Origin of the sequence: Streptomyces olivaceoviridis (assembly GCF_014650115.1) — a bacterium.
Taxonomy (GTDB): domain Bacteria; phylum Actinomycetota; class Actinomycetes; order Streptomycetales; family Streptomycetaceae; genus Streptomyces; species Streptomyces olivaceoviridis.
In genome coordinates, this window is sequence record NZ_BMUI01000013.1 from 74,042 (window position 1) to 94,431 (window position 20,390).

Here is a 20,390-nt window from a genome sequence, read left to right on the forward strand (position 1 = left end):
TTCACGGAGGTTGGTGACGCAGGTCTCGGCTGAGAGATCTTGAAATGGGTGAGGGCCCTCTGGCTCGGTGTGGATTGCGACATCTGCACCGGCAACAGAAAGGCCCTCGTGCCCCACCGTAATGCACCCCTGACCGAGACCGGCCGTCTGCGCCTTGCCCGCTGCGTGGTCGAGGACGGCTGGACCCTGCGCAGGGCCGCTGAACGCTTCCAGGTCTCACCGACCACGGCCCAGCGATGGGCCGACCGCTACCGGCAGTACGGCGAAGCGGCATGACCGACCGTTCGAGCCGCCCGCACGTCAGCCCGCGCCGCACCCCGACCCGGACAGAGCGCCGGATCATCAAGGTCCGCGTCCTGCGCCGGTGGGGCCGGCCCGCATCGCCGGCCTGCTGCGCCTGGTGCCCTCCACGGTCCACCGCGTGCTCGCCCGCTACAACCTGGCCCGTCTTATTCACCTGGACCGGGCAACGGGCCAAGTCATACGCCGCTACGAACGCGACCGGCCCGGCGAGCTGGTCCATGTCGACATCAAGAAGCTCGGCAATATCCCCGACGGGGGCGGTCACAAGGTCCTGGGCCGACAAGCGGGCCGCAAGAAACGTTCCGGCACCGGCTACAGCTACCTGCACACCGCCGTCGACGACCACTCCCGCCTCGCCTACAGCGAGATTCACGCGGACGAGAGGAAGGAGACCGCCACCGGCTTCTGGCAGCGGGCCCAGGCGTTTTTCTCCCAGGCCGGGATCACCGTCGAACGGGTACTGACCGACAACGGCTCGTGCTACCGCTCACGCGACTGGCGCGACGCCCTGGCGGCAGCCGGGATCGCCCACAAGCGCACCCGGCCCTACCGGCCCCAGACGAACGGCAAGGTCGAACGCTTCAACCGCACCCTGCTCGACGAATGGGCCTACGCCCGCCCCTACCGCTCCGAGCAGGAACGACGCGACGCCTTCCCCGCCTGGCTGCACACCTACAATCACCACCGCGGACACACCGCGCTCAAGGGCCAACCACCCGCCAGCCGCGTCCCCAACCTCACAGGGCAATACACCTAGTGCCGCGCCTTGCTGTCCAACGGCAGCCCCGCGCCTGCCGTAGTGGCGGCCGCGGACGTGGCCAGATGGCCTCATCCCTGGGCTGGCGACAGCGCCGTCTCCCTCGGGCGCTGGAGCAACGCCATCGAGCAGGCGGAGGCTGCAGCAGCAACACTCCTGGCAAAGAAAGGCGAGCTGAGTCCCTATCTGCCCGTGCCGTCGTTCTGGTCCGAACAATACGGCGTGAGGTTCCGCTCCGTAGGCATTCCGGCCCTGGGTGACGAGGCGGAGGTTGTTGAGAGCGACTCCATCGCTCGGCGCCTCGCGGTCGTTTACTACCGCCGGGGGAACATGGTCGGGGTATTGACCGCCAACCGGACCAGCCGGATCGCAGGCTACCAACGCCGCCCGGCCGCTGAACTGGCGGCCGGTATCGGGTAATCCGTACACATTCGGCGTGAACGTCGCCAAGGTCGACGTCTGCCGCAGGCGGCGTGACCAGGACGGCCTTGGCGGGGGCGGAGCCGGCCAGCAGGACGATCGCGAGCAGCAGGAGGGGGGCGCCCGGAGATGCCGCCGAGGGCGGGGGACGGCCGGATCGCCGCGAACGGCGGGGGAGCCTCGGGGCCACGCGCTGGCGGGATGCGCCCAACCGTCTGCCACACGCACGCGCGCACGCCACACGCACCCGCACCCACACACGGCGCCGATGGCCGGCGGCCGCTCCGGTCCGATCGGTGGGCGGAGCGGCCGGGCCCGGCTGGAGTCCGGCCGCTCGCGTGCGTCAGGCTCCGGCTCGGAGACCTTCGAGATAGGTGGCCATCCCGCGTACCGTCGGATGCGCGAACAGCTCGACGACCGGGATCGAAAGGTCGAGCGAGTCGGCCAGTTGCCGCCGCAGTTGGACCAGCAGCATCGAATGGCCCCCCACATCGAAGAAGTTGTCGTCCGTGCCCACGTGCTCGGCCCTCAGCACACTGAGCCAGGCGTGGGTCACGATCTCCTGCGTGGTCTTCGGGGAGTCTGGCGCGAGGCTCTCCGGTGCCCGGAAGGAGGGGGCCGGAAGCGCGCGCGGGTCCAGTTTTCCGCTGGTCGCCAGCGGCAGACCCGTCATCGGGATGATCACGGCGGGACGCATCACCGCGGGCAGGCGCTCGGCGAGATACGTGCGCAGTTCCGCGATGTTCTCCTCACCGGTCACCGCGTAGGCGACGAGGTACGGCCCGTCGCCGTCGTCGACCGCCCTGGCATGCGCCTGCCCGACCGCCGGATGCGCGGCCAGCAGTGAGCTGATCTCAGCCGGTTCGATCCGGTGTCCGCGGATCTTGACCTGCTCGTCCGCCCTGCCGAGGAACACCAGCCCTGACCGCTCGGCCCGCACCAGATCGCCGGTCCGGTACGCCCGTGGCCATCCGAGTCCGGGCAGCGGAGCGAAACGCTCGGCGTCCACCGCGGCGTCGAGATACCGGCCCAGGCCGACTCCGCCGATGACGAGTTCGCCGACCTCGCCCCACCGGACGGGCCGGGAGTCGCCGTCGAGGACCGCGAGCCGCCAGCCCGCCAGCGGCAGACCGATCCGCACGATGTCCGTCCGGGTCAGCCTGGCCGCGCAGGAGGCCACGGTCGCCTCCGTCGGCCCGTAGCTGTTCCACACCTGGTCGACGTGGTCGGCGAGACGGTGGGCGAGTTCCGGTGGGCACGCCTCGCCGCCCAGTACCAGCAGCCGGATGCCGGCGAACGCCTGCGCGGGCCAGAGTTCTACCAGACTGGGGACGGTGGAGACGACGGTGACGCGGCGCTCCACCAGCCACGGGCAGATCTCGGCTCCCGCGCGGACCAGGACGCGCGGGGCGGGGACCAGGCACGCCCCGTTGCGCCAGGCGAGCCACATCTCCTCGCAGGAGGCGTCGAAGGCGACGGACAGTCCGGCGAGCACCCGGTCGCCGGAGTCCACGAAGCCGCTCCGCGCGAACAGCAGTTCCTCGGCGTCGACGAACGCCGCGGCGGCGCGGTGGGTGACCGCGACGCCCTTGGGACGGCCGCTGGTGCCGGAGGTGAACATCACCCACGCGTCGTCGTCCGGCGTCGCGGCGCCGGTCACGGACCGGGCCGGAACGCCGTCGCGCAGGCGGAGCGCTCCCCCGGCCTCGAGGACGGCGCACGCTCCGGCTTCCGACCACACCCGCTCGGCGCGGCCGTCGGGGTCGTCGGCGTCCACCGGGACGTACGCCGCGCCGGAGGCGAGGACGGCGAGGATCGCCACGTAGAGCTGCGCGGTTCCGGAGGGGATGCGCACGCCCACCCGGTCCCCGACGCCGATGCCGTGCGCGCGGAGCCGCTCGGCGCCCGCTTCGACCTCCGCGGCCAGGGACGCATAGCTCAGTACGGTAGCTCCGTCGTCGATCGCGTGCCGGGCCGGGTGATCGGCGACCGTGGCCCGGAAGACGTCGAGAAGCGTCCGCGGGGACGGGGGCCCGGCTTCCGGCAGCACTGCCTCATCCAGCGATGCCGCACGGGCCGGGGCGTCGCTCCGGACGGGACCGTCGCAGGCGTGCCGTCCGTCGTCGGGAGCGTGCGGCACCTGCTCGTCGGGCTCGACGGGTCCCCCGAGTTCGGCGAGAGACCGGTCCGGGGCGTCCATCGTGCTGCTCTCCTTCGCTGGGCTGGTGTCCGGGCCGGTCCGCGCCGGGCGCCGGTGTCCTTCCGCCGCGTCCGTCGACCGGTCGGGGGTCAGGACCGAGCGCAGGGTCGCGGTCAGCGCGGCCGGGTCCTCGCGGAAGTAGAAGTGGCCGCCGGTGAACGTGTGCGTCCGGGTGCCGGCGGTGCTGTGCCGTGACCACGGCGCCAGTTGTCCGGCCGTCACCGTGTCCTGGTCCGAGCCCAGGACCTCCAGGGGTACGGGCAGCGGTTCGTCGGGGCGGTACCGGTAGTTCTCCAGGATCGCGAAGTCCGTCCGGAGCGCCGGCAGCAGCAGTTCCATGAGGCTGTCGTCCGCGGCGATCTCCGCGGGTATCCCACCGTGGCGGTCGTGCACGGCTCCGGTCAGCTCGTGGTCGGGCAGTGACGACAGACCGGGGAAGGCGCGGGGCAGGTGCGGGGCGGGGTACGCCGACAGGATCAGCCGGGTGGGTAGTTCCCGTCCGCGTGCGCGCAGTTCACGGGTCACCTCGAACGCGACGAGCGCGCCGAGGCTGTGCCCGAAGAAGGCGAACGGGCCGCGGAACCGTGTGTCGTCCAGCAGGGCGGTGACCAGCTCTCCGATGTCCGCGAGGCCGGGCTCCGCCGCGCGGCCGCCCCTGCCCGGCAGGGAGACGCCGTAGACCTGCACGCCGGGCAGTTCCCGGCCGAGGCGGATGTACTCGCCCACCAGACCGCCGGAGTGGGGGAAGCAGTACAGGACGACGTCGGGATCGCCCGGCGCGGTCTTGCCCACGATCCACGGGCCTGCCGCGCGGGTGTGCTCGGTGGTCATATGCCGCTCCGGTCCGTCGTGTCGGGGGCCCGCCTGGGGGCCGGGACGGCGGCGGTACGGCCGCGTTCCCGGATCAGCCGGGTGAGCGACGCGGCGTCGGTACCGCGCAGCACGTCGGCGGCCGAGACCGGTACCCGGAACTCCGCCGCGGCCCAGGCGGCGAGCTTGGCGGCCAGCAGGGAGTCGCCGCCGAGGTCGAGGAATCCGTCGTGCGGCTCGACATCCGGTATCCCGAGGGCGTTCCGGAAGGCGTCGACCACCGCTTCCAGCACCTCGTGTCCGTCCTGGCGCTCGTCCGCCGCCTCCCGCGGCCGGTGCCGGTCCGGGGAGTGCCCCTCCGCCGTCCCGCCGGGCGGCGTCCCCCGGTTCGCCTCCGTGGCCGGTGAGCCGGTCCAGAGGGTGGGCGTGTGCCCGGCCGTCCCGGTCCCCGTGCGCCCGGGCGCGGTGGCGGGTACGAGGAAGTGGCGCCGTTCGAACGGGTAGGTGGGCAGGGCCACCCGGCGGCGGCGTTCGCCGGAGTGCAGGGCGTCCAGGTCCACGTCCGTCCCGGACGACCAGAGTCGGCCCACCGCGCGGAGCAGGGTGGTCCGGGCGGAGGTGGCTTCCGCGGGGTGGGGTGAGGCGTGCGCCACCAGGCGCCCGTCGTACCCGGGGTGCTGCTGGGCCAGCGTGGCGAGCGTCCGGCCCGGGCCGATGTCGAGCAGGGAGAGGTCCGGGGAGTCGAACAGCGTGGTGAGGGCCTGGCCGAAGCGGACCGGACGCCTGAGGTGGTTGACCCAGTGGTCCACCGACCGCAGGGCGCCGGGTCCGGCCCACTCCCCTGTGGTGTCCGAGACCATGGGCAGCCGCGGTTCTGTCAGCTCGAGGCCGGACAGGATGCAGGCGAACCGCGCCATGATCGGCTCGACCAGGGCGGAGTGTCCCGCGGTCGCGATGCGCAGCAGGCGGGTCTCGACCGCTCTGTCCGCCTGCTGCCGGGCGAAGCGGGCCACCAGGTCGGCCGGTCCGGTGACGGTGCACTGGCCCGGTCCGTTGACCGCTCCCACGGAAAGGCCGGGGGGCAGCAGCGGTGTCACCTCCGACTCCGGGAGCCGTACGGCGGCCATGCCGCCGGCCGGCAGGGAACCGAGCAGCCGGCCGCGTTCGACCACCAGCCGTACGGCGTCCGGCAGCGAGAAGACCCCGGCCAGGCAGCCGGCGGCGTACGCGCCGAGGCTGTGCCCGACGACGGCGCGCGGCCGTACGCCCCAGGACACGAGCAGGCGCGCCAGGGCGTACTGCACGGCGAAGACGGCGGGCTGGCCGACCGCGATGGAGCCCATCCGCTCGGCCGCGGCAGCGCGCTCCCGCTCGCCGTCGGGGAACAGCACGTCGCGCAGATCCATCCCCAGCGGGTCCGTGGCCAGTTCGCTGATGTCGTCCAGGTACCGGCGGAACACCGGCTCGTGGGCGTACAGTTCGGCGGCCATGCCGACGTCCTGACCGCCCTGGCCGGGGAACATGAAGGCCACGGGTCGTCCGGTCGGCTCGGCGGTCCCGCCGGCGAGACCGTCGGCACGGAGGGCGGCCGCCGCCCGCGCCGTGTCGTCCGCCACCACGAACCGCCGGTGCGCGTGGTGGTCGCGGCCCGTCCCGAGCGTCCACGCCGCGTCCGCCAGGCCGGTCGCGGGGTTGTCGGCGAGGTGTTCCGCGAGTTGTCGGGCCGCCCGGTCGGCCGCGGCCGGTGTCCTGCCGGACACCAGCAGCAACTGCTGCGGCCGTGCTCCCGTCGTCGGAACGGGGGGCGGTGCCTCGGCCACCACCACGTGGGCGTTGGTCCCGCCGACGCCGAGCGAGTTGACAGCGGCGACGCGCGGCCTGCCGTCCGCGTTGTCCCAGGGACGGGTGCTGCTGTTGACCTCGAAGGGGGAGGCGGCGAAGTCGATGTCCGGGTTGGGGGACTCGAAGTGGAGGCTGGCGGGGAGCATCCCGTTCTCCACGCACAGCACGGTCTTGATCAGCCCGACCACGCCTGCGGCGGCGTCGGCGTGGCCGATGTTGGTCTTGACCGAGCCGATCCGGCAGTAGCCGCGCCGGTCGGTGCTCTCGCGGAACGCCTTGGTGAGGGCGGCGACCTCGATGGGGTCGCCGAGCGGGGTGGCGGTGCCGTGCGCCTCCACGTAGCCGATCTCCTCGGCGTCCACCCCGGCGACGAGCTGGGCGTTGCGGACCGCCGTCGCTTGGCCGGAGACGCTGGGGGCGGTGAATCCGATCTTGTCGCGGCCGTCGTTGTTGACGGCCGAGCCGCGGATCACCGCGTGCACGTGGTCGCCGTCCGCGAGTGCGTCGGCGAGCGGGCGCAGCACGACCAGTCCCACGGCACTGGCTCCTACGGTGCCCGCCGCGGCGGCGTCGAACGCGCGGCAGTGGCCGTCGGGGGCTATGACACTGCCGGGCACGTAGCGTGTCGCGGGAGCCTCGGGCAGCACGCTGGCCCCGCCCGCGAGGGCGATGTCGCAGTCTCCGGCTAGCAACGCCTGGACCGCCGAGTGCACGGCGACGAGGGAGGTGGAACACGCCGTCAGGACCGACACCGCGGGTCCGGTCAGGCCGAGCTTGTAGGCGATGCGCGTGCTGAGGAAGTCCGCGTCGTTGCCGTGGGCGATCCGCCACTCGTCGACGAACGGCAGCTCGTCCAGTCGCGCCCGCACGCGTTCACCGTGCCGGGTGTTGGATCCGCCGACGAACACCCCCGTCAGCGGTCTGTCGGGGTTGCCGTGTCCGGCGCGTTCCAGCGCTTCGTGCGCGCACTCCAGGAGCAGTCGCTGCTGGGGGTCGATGATCAGCGCGTCCTGGGGGGAGTAGCCGAAGTACTCCGCGTCGAACGCGGCCGCGTCGGTCAGCACCCCGTAGGCGGGTGTGTACTCGGGCTGGTGGGGGGAAAGCCTGTCGCGCAGTACGGTGACGGACTCCCGGCCGTCCAGGAGGTTGCGCCAGAAACGCTCCACCGTGGGGGCGCCCGGGAATCTGCCCGCCATGCCGATGACGGCGATGTGGCCGGCCTGGTCCGCGGAGTCGGTCGGGTCCGCCGGGTCGGTCCGGTCCGCGGGGTGTGTGCGGTGTGCGGGGCCTGTGGGATCAGTGGCTGTCATGCTGTGCCTTCCTGCTCCGCCGGTGTGCCGGCGGTCGGCGCGTCGGTGTGGGCCGACGCCACGGGGACGGTGTCGTCGGATCGGGTACGCGTGGTGGGGTCCGGGGTGCCGCGGCCCCGGGAGGTGCCGGCCCGCGTTCCGAGCGCGCCGGACACGAACAGGACGGCTGCGCCTGCCTGGAGGACTCCGAGGCCCAGGAACGTCGTGCTCAGGCCCGCGGACTGGGCGGCGAAGCCGGCCAGGGCCCACCCCGCCGTGCCACCGGCCAGGGTGAGGCCGGTGGCGACGGTCAGGCCCTCGGTCCGGGAGCGCTCCGGCAGGCGCAGGGCGCGCACCGCGGTGGCCGGTGCCAGGGACACGCCGTTGAGCAGGCCCACCAGGACCAGGCAGCACGCCATCGCGCCCAGGCCCAGGGGCAGCGGCAAGGCCAGGAACGCGGCGGCCAGGGCCACGCGTCCGGCCACGGCCAGGGCGCGCGGCGGTACGCGGCGCAGCAGCCGTCCCACGGCCAGGGTCCCCAGCAGGGTCCCGCCGCCGTAGGAGCCCAGCAGCGCCCCGGCGGCGACCGGGGAGGCGTCCGCTCTGATCAGGGCGACGAGCGGGATCATCGCGAACATCGCCTGCCAGGCGGCCTCGTTCAGCGCCAGGCCCAGTGTCCAGCGCGTCGCCAGCCGGTCCGAGCGCAGCGCGCGCAGCCCCTCGCGCAGTGGCGGGCGGTCGGCGTGGCCGCCGGTGCCGGTGGCCGGGGGCAGCCGCCGGTACAGCAGCAGTGCGGAGACGGCGAAGCTCAGGGCGTCCAGCAGCAGCACCTGGGAAGCCGTCAGGGTGGCGATGAGGAGCCCGGCGAGGAGCGGTCCGAGGAGCATGCTCAGCCGTGTCGCCGCCTGGAACGCCGCGTTGGCCCTGCTCAGCAGGGACTCGTCGGTTCCGACGAGGTCCAGCAGGAGGCTCTGCTGGCTCGCCATGTACGGCGCGAAGGTGAGTCCGACGAGGAACATCACCGCGGCGAACACGCCGACCGACAGCCAGCCGAGGGCATGGAGGAGAGGCAGCAGGGCGATGAGCACGGCGCACAGGGCGTCTCCGTACAGCATCACCCGCCGCGGGCCGAGGCGGGTCACCCAGGAGACGCCGAAGAGTCCGGACGCGGTGACGGCGGCGAACTGGGCCGCCGTCACCAGCCCCACGGTGCGCGCCGAGCCGGTGAGCGTGAGTACCAGCCAGGGTGTGGCGACCGCGCTGAGCTGGGTGCCCAGGATCGACACCGCCTCGGCGGCGAGCACGACCCGCAGCACGGGATGGGCGCTCAGCCGTAGGGCATCCGTTCGTGCGACGGCCACGTCAGCCCCGCCTCCGCCGGCCGGAGAGTTCCCGCCGCCGCTCCGGGGCGCTCCGCTGCGGCGCGGCGGCCGCGGGTGCGTCCGACCGGCCGTCCCCGGCCGTCAGCGACCTGACGAGCGCCTCGACGGTGGGGTGCTCGAACAGCCAGGTGACCGGCAGTTCCCGACCCAGTTCGGCGTTGAGCGCGCCGCGGAGCTGGACCAGGGCCGCCGAGGTCCCGCCGAGGTCGAAGAAGTTGTCGTGCGTCCCGATGCCGTCAACGTCCAGCGCCTTCGACCACAGGGCCAGCAAACGGCGTTCCAGTCCGGCGGCCGACGGCTCGGCCGCCTCCGGCCGGGGGGCGCGGGCGTTCCCGGCCTCGGGGGTGTCCCGGCGGCCGTGCAGGACGAGGGCCGGTGGCGGTGTCCGCGGGGTGTCCCGTTCCGCGGGGTCGGCCACCGGCTCCGCGAGTCGGTCCGGAAGGCTCCCCAGCGTCCGGCCGAAGTCCGCGGCGAGCCGCTCCATGTCCTGCCGCCGGTAGCGGTCGCCGCGGTAGCTGATCCGACCGGACACCTGGTCGCCGTCGAGGACGAGCGACAGTGTGACGCCGGTCTTGCCGAGGAATCCCGCACCGGTCCGGCCGACGCCGACGGCGTGCAGGGCCTGCCCTCCGACGAGCGCCGCTCCGCTCCCGGGGGCGGTCCGGAACTCCAGCGACACGTCGCCGTAGGGCGTCCGCCCCGGCAGGCGCGGCGGGTTGAGGAGCCGCACCACCTCGTCGAAGGGTGTCTGCGCGTGTTCCAGGGCCGCCAGCACCTCCGCGCGCAGGGCGAGCAGGGCATCCAGGAAGGTGGTGCCCTCGGTGATGCGGGAGCGAAGGGCCACGGTGTTCTGGCACGGTCCCAGCACGTCCGCGAGGCCGGGCGCGCCGCGGTTGCTCATCTCGCTGGAGATCACCAGGTCCGGCTCCGCGCTCCAGCGGTGGAGGACCGCCGCCAGGCTGGTCAGGGCGGCCATGTAGAGGGAGACACCGTGCCGGGCCTGCAGGGGCCGCAGGATTTCCGGCAGCCGGGCGGGCAGCGGAATGTCCACCAGGCCGTTGGGTCCGGGCTCCTCGGGGACGGGGAAGTCGGCGTAGGCCGGCGCGCCGGCCAGTGCCCGCTGCCAGTGCGCCAGGTCGGCCCGGTGCTGGGGGGTGCCGCGCAGCGCCTCCTGGGACGCGGTGAAGTCGCGGTACTGCGCGGTCCGTTCCGGGGCCGGTGCGGACGCCGGGTCCGGGGCGGGTGCCGGCCGCTCGCCGGGCGACCGGGTCAGCAGCCGCGCGAGGTCGTCGGCGAGGGCACGGGCGTCGGCCTCGGCGACCCGGTCACCCTGGTAGGACAGCAGCGCCGTCAGCTCGCCCTGCCGCTCCGTGACGGTCAGTACGAGGCCGAACTTGGGCGCGTGCGACAGCAGGGAGGGGGGCTGGTACGGCTCCAGCGGGGCGCCGCCGAGCACGGGAGGAGTGCCCGGGCGCGGGTTCATGTTGAGCATCACGTCGACGTACGGGGTGCGTCCCGCGGCCCGCTCGGGCCGGAGCGTGTCCATGACGTCCGGGAAGGCCGCCGCGGAGTGCTCCCCCGCGGCCAGCAGTTCGCGGCGCACCGCGCGCAGGGCGGTGATGAACGCGTCCGGGGCCGCTCCGCCTTCCGCGCCGGTCCGTGCGTCCGTCCCCGGACCGGTCTGCGCACCGCTCCGCGAGCGCAGTACCACCGTGTTGAGGCACGGGCCCAGCAGGTCCCGGAAGCGGGCGCGGTCCCTGATCGTCATCGGCACGCCGAAGGTGAGGCACCGCTGTCCCGTCCAGCGGTGCAGCGCCAGGGCGAGCGCGGCGCCGAACGCCATGAAGGGGGTGGCGTGGTGCTCGGTCAGCAGCGGTCGCAGGGTGTCGGCCAGGCCTGCGGGCAGGGGTACCGGCACCACCCCGTCGGGTCCGGTCCGCGCGGGCTCGGGGAAGTCGGTGTGGACCGGGACGCCGGCCAGTGCCTCCCGCCAGTGGGCCAGGTCGGCCTGGTGCCGTGGAGTGCCGCGCAGCGCCTCCTGTGCCGCCGTGAAGTCGCGGTACTGCACCGGCGGGGGCTCCGGAGGGTCGGTGTGGGCCGCGGCCGTGTAGCAGCGCTCCAGCTCACGGAGGAGGACCGGGACGGACTCGCCGTCGATGACCAGGTGGTGCACGCAGACCAGCAGGGCCTGCTCTCCAGCGCCCAGTTCGGCCAGTGCGACCCGCAGCAGGCGGCCTGACGCGGGGTCGAAGAGGTGATCGGCCTCCTCGTGCAGCCGGCGGGTCAGCTCCTGGTCGGGGACCGGCGACGCGCTCAGGTCGAGCCGGTCGACCCGCGGGCGCCAGGGCTCGTTCACCACCTGGTGCAGGACGCCGTCCTCGGCCACGAAGGCCGTGCGCAGCAGTTCGTGCCCGTCGACGAGGAGGGCGAACGCCCTCTCCAGCCGTTCCGTGTCGAGCCGGCCGGACGTCTTCCAGGCCAGGGACACGTTGTGCCGGCCCCGGCCCTCCACCTGCTCCGCCAGCCAGACACCGCGCTGGAAGGCGGCGGCGGGCACGCGTCCGGTGGCCGGCCCGGCGTGCGGCAGGTCCGGGGTCTCATCGGTGCGCGCGGCCAGTTCCCGGTCGACGAGGTCGGCGAGGTCCCGCAACCGCGGCTGCTCGAACACGGCCCGCACCGGCAGGGTGACGGCGAAGCGCTCGCCGATCCGTCTCGTCAGCTCGACCGCCAGCATGGAGTGCCCGCCGAGCAGGAAGAACGAGTCGTCGGCGCCGGCCGCGGGGACGTCCAGCAGCAGGCCCCACATGTCGGCCAGCGCGGTGGCGGTCGGGGTCAGGGGCCGTGACCGGTCCGAGGCCGCGAGGACGGCGGCGGTCGACCGCAGTGTCCTCAGGTCCAGTTTTCCCTGAGGCGTCAGCGGCATCCGGGTGACCGTCTTGAACAGCGACGGGACCATGTACTGCGGGAGTGTCGCCGCGAGATGGGCGCGCAGCGCCTCGGCGGTCGGCGGCTCGGCGCTCTGCACGACGGCGACCAGCCGCTCGTCCTCGGCGAAGACCGCCGCGTCGGTGACGGCCGGATGCCGGCGCAGGCACGCCTCGACCTCCGCGGGCTCGATCCGGTACCCGCGCAGCTTCAGCTGGGCGTCGGCGCGGCCGTGGTAGCGCAGCGCGCCGTCCGGGCCGTAGCTGGCGAGGTCACCGCTGCGGAAGAGCCGGCCGGGCCCGACCGGGGAGTCCACGAAGCGTTCCGCGGTGAGTTCCGGACGGTTGAGATAGCCCTCGGCGACTCCTTCGCCACCGATGTGGATCTCGCCCACCGCGCCCACCGGCAGCAGCCTGCGGCCGGTGTGCCGGTCCAGGAGCAGCAGCGTGGTGGTGGGCAGCGGCAGGCCGATGACGCTGGCATCCGCGTCGATGTCGGCCCGGGTCACGGTGTGCACGCTGGCGTACACGGTGGTCTCCGTGGGGCCGTACATGTTCACCAGCCGTACGTGCGGATGGCGCTCCGCCCACGCGCTCAGTACGGCGGGGTGCAGTGCCTCGCCCGCGAAGAACACGTACCGCAGCGCGTCGAGGGCGGGGGCCAGCCGCGGCTGGGGTTGGATCAGGCCGCGGAAGGCGGAGGGCGTCTGGCACAGCACCGTGACCCGCTCCCGCCGGACCAGGTCCCAGAACAGGACCGGGTCCTTGGCCTGCTCCTCGGAGACGACCACCGCCCGGCCCCCGTGGCTGAGCGCCCCGAACAGCTCCCACACGGAGACGTCGAAGGTGTAGGAGTGGAACAGGGTCCAGACGTCGGACGAGCCGAAGGAGAACGGGAACCGGTCGTTGTGCAGCAGCCGGACCACGTTGCGGTGGCTGATGACCACGCCCTTGGGACGGCCGGTGGTACCGGAGGTGTAGATGCAGTAGGCCGGCGAGTCGAGCGGAACGGCGGGCAGCGGGACGCCGTCCGGGGCGGTACGCAGCCCGCTCCCGCGCAGTACCTGCCCCCCGAACCCCTCCAGGCCCGGATGGGGCGCGGCCGGCTCGTCGGGCAGCACGGCCCAGCGGGCGCCGGAGTCGGTGAGGAGGAAGCTCAGCCGGTCGGCCGGGACGGCGGGGTCGACCGGCAGGTAGGCGGCGCCCGCCAACAGGACGGCGAGTGTCGTCAGGGCCTGCTCGGCTCCCCTGGGGAGCACCAGGGCCACCAGGTCGCCGCTTCGGACGCCCGCCGCCCGAAGCCCGCGGGCCATGGCCTCGGCGTCCTCCAGCAGTTCCCGGTAGGTGAGTTCGGTTTGGCCGGCGGTCACCGCGACGGCGTGCGGCCGGGCGAGGGCGTGCCGCCGGATCATCTCGTGGACAGGTGTCCCCGGGTAGTCGGCCTCCGTGCCGTTCCACACGGCCAACTGGGTGTGCCGCTCGGCCTCGGTCAGCGGATCGGCTTCGCCGACGGCTCGGCCGGGTGCCTCGACGAACAACTCGATCAGGCGGAGGTAGTGCTCGGCCAGCGTCCGCATCTGGTCGTGGTCGAAGTACCGCGCGTCGAAGACGAGCCGCCCCTCCAGCCGCCCGGACCGGCGCCGCAGCAGCAGGGCCACGTCATAAGCGTCCTGGCCGCCGGGCGTCTCCACGACGGCGCGCACCGCGCCGGTCGCGGAAGCGGGCACGTCCGGTGCGGACCCGTCGGCGTCTCCGGCGTAGCCGTCGAAGCCGTCGAAGCCGTCGTGGTCGTCGAAGTCGAAGAGCACCTCGGTCGGCGGGGCCGGCCGGTCGGTCCTCGACGGGTCCACGAGCCGCATCAGCTCCTCGGCCGGTGTCCCCGCGTGGGCGGTGGCCTCCGCCAGCTCGGCGGCCGTACGGGTGGCGAGCGTGGCGAAGTCCTCGCCCACCTCGGGCCGCAGCCGCACGGGCAGGACGGTGGCGAGCGGGCCCACCACGTAGCGGTCCGCCGGCAGCCGGGCCCCGTGTGCGACGCCGGCCAGCAGGTCCTGCCGGCCGGTGTACCAGCCGAGCAGGGCGGCGAAGGCCGCGAGCAGCAGGTCCCGGTGCCCGACACCGAGGCGATCGGCCGCCTCGCGCACCGCCCGCTCCCCCGGCACGGCGAACGTGACGACCCCCTCCTCGTACTCCTGGACGGGGGCGTCCGTCTTCCGGGGCCGCCGCTCGGGCAGTGCCAGCGCTTCGGCGGCCGGACGCAGCGCCGCCGCGCGCGCCTCGAGTTCCTCCGCCGTGGTCGCGGGTGCGGTGTTCTCCAGCCAGTCGGGGAAGCTGCTGGGCTCGGCCAGCGCGGCGTCGTCGAGGGCCGCGAGGAGTTGCCGGGCGACCAGTCGCAGCGACCGCTCGTCCAGCACCGCCCGGTGCCCGGCCAGGGTGAGCCAGCCGCCGCCGGACTCCTCGGGCAGCACCGCGATCCTGAACAGGGGGCCGCGGGCCAGGTCGAAGGGCTCGGCCGCCCAGTCCCGCAGCGCGTCCGGCACCTCGGCGTTCCCGGTGGAGGGCCGCACGGGCAGCCGGACCGGGGTCACCGCCGCCTGGCTCCGTACGTACTGCACGACCCGGTCCCCGGCCAGGCCGAGGTGCGTGCGCAGCGCGTCGTGCGCCAGTGTGACCCGGTGGACCGCCTCCAGGAGTGCCTCGTCGCCCGGCAGGCGGGACAGGCGCAGGGACACCGAGAGTCCGGGCCGGCCGTCCGGTGCGGCGGACCACAGCCGTTCCTGCACCAGAGCGGCCTTACGGACTGCGGCGGATCCGGCGGGGGCCCCCGCCGGGGCGGGGAGGGAGTAGAGGGCGGCCAGTTCCCTGAGCAGGACACCCGTCGACTCGCCGTCCCACAGCAGGTGGTGGACGCACAGGAAGAGCACCTGGCCGCCTCGTCCCGTCTCGACGAGGGCGGCGGTCAGCAACCGTCCCGAGGCGGGGTCGAAGTCCTCCAGGCATGCCTCGTGCAGCCAGTCGCGCAGGGCCGCCTCGGGGTCGGGCCGGTGGCGCAGGTCGACGTGGCGGACCTCGGGCACCCAGGGCGGTCCGACCACCTGCCACGGTTCTCCGTCGCGCTCCAGGAAGGCGGTGCGGAGGATCTCGTGGCGTTCCACCAGCCGGGCCAGCGCGTCCCGCAGTGCCGCCGGGTCCAGCCCATCGCCCGCGACCCGCCAGGCCATCGGCACGTTGTAGGCGCCGCGCCCGGGCTCGAGCTGTTCGGCCAGCCAGACGCGCTGCTGGAAGGCGGAGGCCGGGACCGGTTCCGGCACGGGCGCGGCGTCCGTCACGGCGGGCTCCGCCGCGTCCTCGGGCAGGACGGCGGCGGTGAACTCCGACAGCCGCGGGTGCTCGAACAGGGTGCGGAGCGGGACCTCGCGGCCGAACTGGTCGGAGACCGCGAGGGTGAGCCGTTCGGCGAGCAGCGAGTGTCCGCCGAGTTCGAAGAACGAGTCGTGCTCGTCGATGCCCTCGATGCCCAGGGCGTCCTCCCAGACCCGCCGCATCGCCGCCAGGCTCCCCGGGGCGACCGGGGCCGGTGTCTCCGGAGCCGGGTCCGCCGGCGCCGGCGGGACTGACCGTGCGGGCGCGTGGGACACGGGGTCCGTGCCGGGCGCCGGTTCGGCGGCCGGTGTCCCGGCCGCGGTCGCAGGGTCCGGGGCGGGCAGCGGCGTGTGCGGGTCGGCGGCGATCGCCTCCAGCGCCTCCCGGTAGCCGGCGGCCAGCGCCGACACCTGTGTGGGGCCCACGGCCCCGGTCGGGTCCTTCCACAGGACGTGGGTTTCGTTGCGCTCCTCGCGCACCATCAACGTGAGCGGGAAACCGGCGCTGCTCTCGTTGTCCAGCAGGCTCAGGACTGCGGACGAGCCGGGGGCTTCGAGCCGCAGTTCCGTCAGGTCCACGCCGTCGCGCCGCCCGTTGTTCCAGTACTGGAACACGGTCTGGTGGGTGCGGGCGTGCGCGTCGGGGCCGGTCAGTCCGGCGGCACGCATCATGGCGGGCAGCGGCAGGTCGCCGTGGCGCATGCCGTCCTTCATCCGACCGCGGACCCGGGACAGCAGGTCCGCGAAGGTATCGCGCTCGTGCACCGTGAGACGGATCGGAAGGGGGTTGACGAAATAGCCGACCCGGTCCCGCAGGGCGTCGTCGGTCCGGCCGTGGAAGGGCAGGAACACCAGCAGGTCGCTCGCGCCGCTGTGCCGGTGCAGCAGGGCGTAGTAGGCGCCCAGCAGTACGGTGACGTAGGAGACGCCCAGTTCTTCCGCCCTGGAGCGGAGGCGGGCGACGAGGTCGGCCGGCAGGGGCTCGCCGAGCGCGGTGTACGCCGGCTCGTCCACGCTGCGCGGCAGCAGCGGCCCCGGCGCGTCCTGTCCGAGGGCCTGCCTCCAGTAGGCGCGGTGTGCTTCGCCCGCCGGGGTGTCGGCCAGCTCCCGGGAGCGGTCGGCGAAGGCCCGCAGCGCGGGTGCGGGGTCACCGGCGGGCAACGGCTCGCCCGCGTAGGCGCGCCGCAGCGCGTCGGCCAGGATCAGGACGGACGTGCCGTCGGACACCAGGTGGTGGACGGCGAGGACGAGAACCGTGTAATCGGGCCCGTGCAGCAGGTCCACCCGGGCCAGCGGTCCGCGGCGCAGGTCGAAGGGCACTTGCCAGACGCGGCGTACGGCCTCGTCGCAGGCCAGGGACGTGGTCGACTCCCGCACCGGGATGTGGGGGGCGTCGGACCAGTCGAGCACCGGCCCCCGCGCGCTCGGGACCACCCGGCCGCGGAGCTGGGGGAAGGCACAGCCGAGGGCCGCGACGGCCTGGCCGAGACGCGCGAAATCGATCGTGCCGCGCACCGCGAAGGGGCTGGGGATGATGTGGATCCACTGCCCGGGGTCGCGCTGCCAGACGATCCACATCGCCTCCTGACCGACGGAGAGCGGTATCTGTTCGACGGGGTCGTTCACGACTGCGTTCCTTCCGTGCTGCCGTTCCGGGCGGCGGCGGGCGCGTCCGGTACGGGAGGCGCTGGAGACGGGCCGGCCAGCCAGGAGTCACTGAGCACGGCGAAAGCGGGCGACGGGGCGCCGGACAGCCGCCGTCGCAGGTCGGCGAGGCGGTGCCGGGCCGAGGTGCAGTAGACGTCGGCCAGGTCCTGCCCACCGTCGTCTCCCCGCTCGGTCATGGCCGAGGCGCGGGCCAGGACGAGGGACATGGTGAGCAGTTCCCTCGCGAGCCTGGTCAACTGGATGAGGGTGCGTTCCTTCTCGAGGAGATCGGAACGGACCGGGTGCGCGCGGGCCAGACCGGAGCAGGTGCGCCCGAACTCGTGGACCGCGGCGGCGACGGCGGCGAGGTGGGCGAGATTGCGGTCGTTCAGGGCGGCGGCACCGGTACCGGGGTCGGCTGGATCCGTCCCGGCCCGCTCGGTCGCATCCGGCTCGGGATAGTAGTAGGAGAGGATGTAGCGCTGCGCGATCCAGTTGTCGATCTGGAAATTGACCCCGCCGCTTATACGGAAGTTGCGCACGTCCCGCATGAGCCGTTCGACCGGTACCGCGGGTGCACCCCGCCGCGCCTTGCTCTCGGCTGTCTCGTACCCCTCGGCTCCCATCAGCGACATCGTCCGGTCCACCAGGGCCCAGCCGAGTTCGGAGGTGATGCTTTTGATGGCGTTCCGTTCGAACTGAAGGTTGATCTTTCCGCCCTGATCCTCAGGGATCAGGCACCATTGGGTGACCGTCTCGATGGCGAAGGTGTCGGCGAGCGACTCAGCCACCTGGTGTCTGATCTCGTCGTACTGTCCCAGGGGCCGTCCGTCGACCGTCCGCCGTACGGCGAACTCCCGGATCCACCGAACACAGAGCCTGGCTGCCGCGAGCGAGGGAGCCGCGATGAGGTGCAACCTTCCCCGTTTGACCAGAGCCGACGATGTGGCCGTCATCCTCACCTGATGCTCGGTGTCCGGTTCGACGAGCATCTGGCCGGCGGGTACGACCACGTCGTCAAGCCGCAGATGGCCGTTGGGGAACCCCTTCACACCCATGTACTCGTGCAGTTGCCCCACCGTCACTCCGGGGCTGTCGGTGCGCAGAAAGAACTCCCGTATCCGGGCGTCCGCGCCATCGCCCACCGTGGCCGTCACGCCCACCAGGCCGGCGACGGGTGCGTGCCCGGCGAAGACCTTCTCCCCATTGATCCGGTAGGCGTCCGCTCCGGGAACGGCCGTGGCGGTGGTGGTCCTGCCCCGGTTCGCCGCGCCGGCGGGTTCCGTGTCCGCGCTGGCCGACAGGCCGTTGTCCAGTACGTGCCGCCGCAGGAGGTCGTGCAAGGGGCCCTCGGGTACTAGGGGCAGGAAGGCGGCCGAGCCGAGCGTGTTCTCGATCGCGAGGGACATGGCCACGGGTACGCACCAGCGGGCCGCCGCCTCCATGACCCGGAAGGTGTTGTAGTGGGACAGCCCGTGGCCACCGAGTCCGGAGTCCAGTTGCAGTTTGAAGTACCCTCGGCCGGCCATCTCCTCGAGGAACCCGTCGGGCAGGCTCTTGTCGAGGTCGACGGCATCGGGGTCGACCCGCTCGTGGAGCAGGTCCGTCATCTCCTCGATGAACGCGTCGCCGGCTTCCGCGTCCTGCCTGCTCTGCTCGGGGAAGTCACGGATCAGGTCCCACCGGAACCGGCCTTGGTAGAGCTCCTCCAGGAAGCTCTCCCGGTCCGGATCGCTGTCGGAGTTGCGGGTGGCCGTTGCCATGGCGGCGGCTTCCTTTCCCTGGTTCGTCACGACGTCTCCGCGAGCGCTCGCCGGTCGGTCTTGCCCGACGGGGTGAGCGGCAGTGCCTCCAGCCGGAGGAAGCGGCTGGGCACCATGTGCCGGGGCAGCAGGGCCTTGGCCCGGTCCGCGAGTTCGGGCAGGTCGCATCCGGTGTCCGAGGCGTAGTACGCGGCGAGGATGTCTCCGCCGATCCTGCTGCGGACCCGGACCACCGCGAGATCGCGGACTTCGGGCACCTGCCGCAGCACCGCTTCGATCTCACCGGGCTCGATACGGAAACCGTTCAGCTTCACCTGGTCGTCGGCCCGGCCCGCGTAACAGAAGGCACCGCCGGCGGCCCTGACCGCCAGATCACCGCTGCGGTAACAGCGGACGGCGGCGCCGCCGTCGATGTCCAGCAGGCGGAATCGTTCCGCGGTGAGTTCGGGCCGGTTGGCGTAGCCGACCGCGAGCCCCTCGCCGGAGACCCAGATCTCCCCCGTCCCGCCGCTCTCCACCGGCCGGCCGTGCTCGTCGAGGACGTGGTAGTCCCAGCCGTTCAGCGGAGTGCCGAGATCGGTGGCGAACTCGCGGTCGTCCGTCGTGGCGTCCAGTTCCTCTGCGGACAGCTCCCGGGTGCTCACGAACACCGTGGCCTCCGTGAGGCCGTAGGTGTTGACGAAGGCGCAGTCCGCGCTGACCGATCGCCGCCAGGAGCGGATGTCCGCCACGTCGACGGCCTCGCCTCCGAAGACGATCCGCCGTACGGTGACCGGCGGCTCCGCTGACTCCCGGGCGGCGGCGGTCAGATAGCGGAACACCGAGGGCACGACGTTCAGCACCGTCACCCGCTCGCGCACCAGCAGTTCGGCAGCGGCTCGGGGGGAGAGCGCCGTCTCCGCGGGCACCACCACGAGGGTCGCGCCGACGGTGAGCGCGCCCCACATCTCCCACACGGAGAAGTCGAAGGAGGCGGAGTGGAAGAGCGTCCACACGTCGCGGTCCGTGAAGTCGTACCGCCGGCACATGGCGTCCACCATCGCCACGACACCGCGCCGGCGGATCTCGACGCCCTTGGGGCGGCCCGTCGACCCCGATGTGTAGATGACGTACGCCACCGCGTCGGGATCGGTGTCGGCGCCCGGCTGCGGGGGCACCCGGTGCGACCAGTCGACCTGGTCCAGACGCAGCGGGTCCTCGACGGCGAACTCCTCCGGTACCGCCCGGTCGGACAGCACCAAGGACAGTCCGCTGTCAGCCGCCATGAAGCTCACCCGTTCGGCCGGATAGGCCGGATCGAGCGGTACGTAGGCGTGACCGGCCGCGGTCACCGCCAGGACGGCCGTGAGGAGGTCCACGGTGCGGCCCAGGAAGAGTCCTATGCGCGCGCCGGGTTGCGGGCAGCGCTCACGGAGAGCGGCGGAGAGCACGTCGACCCGCTGCGACAACTCCCGGTAGGTCAGGGCCGTACGGTCGTCGCGGACCGCCGTCTTGTCGGCGTGCGCTGCCGCCTGGCGGGAGAAGAGGCGATACATCACGGATGCGCCCGGCTGGGGAGTGGACATGAGTCGGTGTCACCTCAATAGACTTGTTAGGTAGAATCTGGCTCTGATGGCCATGGCACACCGGCGCGTGCCATCTTCAGCCGACCGGCGCCCGGCAGGGCGGAGCCCCCGAGCCTCGGCTGCGAGCAG

General features: G+C 73.3%; 7 protein-coding genes and 1 pseudogene. 2 read left to right on the plus strand and 6 right to left on the minus strand.

The genetic code is table 11. From position 1 onward, the window contains the following. Positions 1 to 108: 108 nt before the first annotated feature. Positions 109 to 1,060, plus strand: a pseudogene (locus IE273_RS24115) (IS481 family transposase). A 9-nt stretch (positions 1,061 to 1,069) separates the two neighbouring features. After that, complete coding sequence (locus tag IE273_RS24120; protein ID WP_189817258.1) at positions 1,070 to 1,480, plus strand: oxidoreductase C-terminal domain-containing protein; 411 nt, start codon at positions 1,070 to 1,072, stop codon at positions 1,478 to 1,480. 343 nt (positions 1,481 to 1,823) lie between these two features. On the opposite strand, the gene IE273_RS24125 is transcribed toward IE273_RS24120, so the two are convergent. From IE273_RS24125 to IE273_RS24150, 6 genes are read right to left on the minus strand one after another with little or no spacing between them, the layout of a single operon-like run. Continuing rightward, positions 1,824 to 4,511 carry an amino acid adenylation domain-containing protein gene (locus IE273_RS24125; protein ID WP_189817259.1) on the minus strand — a complete coding sequence of 896 codons (2,688 nt, stop codon included), beginning with the start codon at positions 4,509 to 4,511 and terminating at the stop codon, positions 1,824 to 1,826. Further along, positions 4,508 to 7,642 (minus strand): type I polyketide synthase, encoded by a 3,135-nt coding sequence (locus tag IE273_RS24130; protein WP_189817260.1) that lies wholly within the window; start codon positions 7,640 to 7,642, stop codon positions 4,508 to 4,510. Before IE273_RS24130 ends, IE273_RS24125 begins: the two co-directional genes overlap by 4 nt. Beyond that, the gene (locus tag IE273_RS24135) at positions 7,639 to 8,982 is read right to left on the minus strand and encodes an MFS transporter (RefSeq protein WP_189817261.1); all 1,344 of its coding nucleotides are present in this window, start codon (positions 8,980 to 8,982) and stop codon (positions 7,639 to 7,641) included. The genes IE273_RS24130 and IE273_RS24135 overlap by 4 nt, the downstream gene beginning before the upstream one ends. A 1-nt stretch (position 8,983) precedes the next feature. Further along, positions 8,984 to 16,912: a non-ribosomal peptide synthetase gene (locus IE273_RS24140; RefSeq protein WP_189817262.1), complete on the minus strand. Its 7,929-nt coding sequence runs from the start codon at positions 16,910 to 16,912 to the stop codon at positions 8,984 to 8,986. Further along, on the minus strand, positions 16,909 to 18,696 hold the full coding sequence (locus tag IE273_RS24145) for an acyl-CoA dehydrogenase family protein (RefSeq protein ID WP_189817263.1): 1,788 nt from the start codon (positions 18,694 to 18,696) through the stop codon (positions 16,909 to 16,911). The genes IE273_RS24140 and IE273_RS24145 overlap by 4 nt, the downstream gene beginning before the upstream one ends. Positions 18,697 to 18,722: 26 nt before the next feature. Further along, a complete protein-coding gene (locus IE273_RS24150; protein ID WP_189817264.1) occupies positions 18,723 to 20,261 on the minus strand; it encodes an amino acid adenylation domain-containing protein in 1,539 nt (512 codons plus the stop codon). Between the last annotated feature and the right edge of the window lie 129 nt (positions 20,262 to 20,390).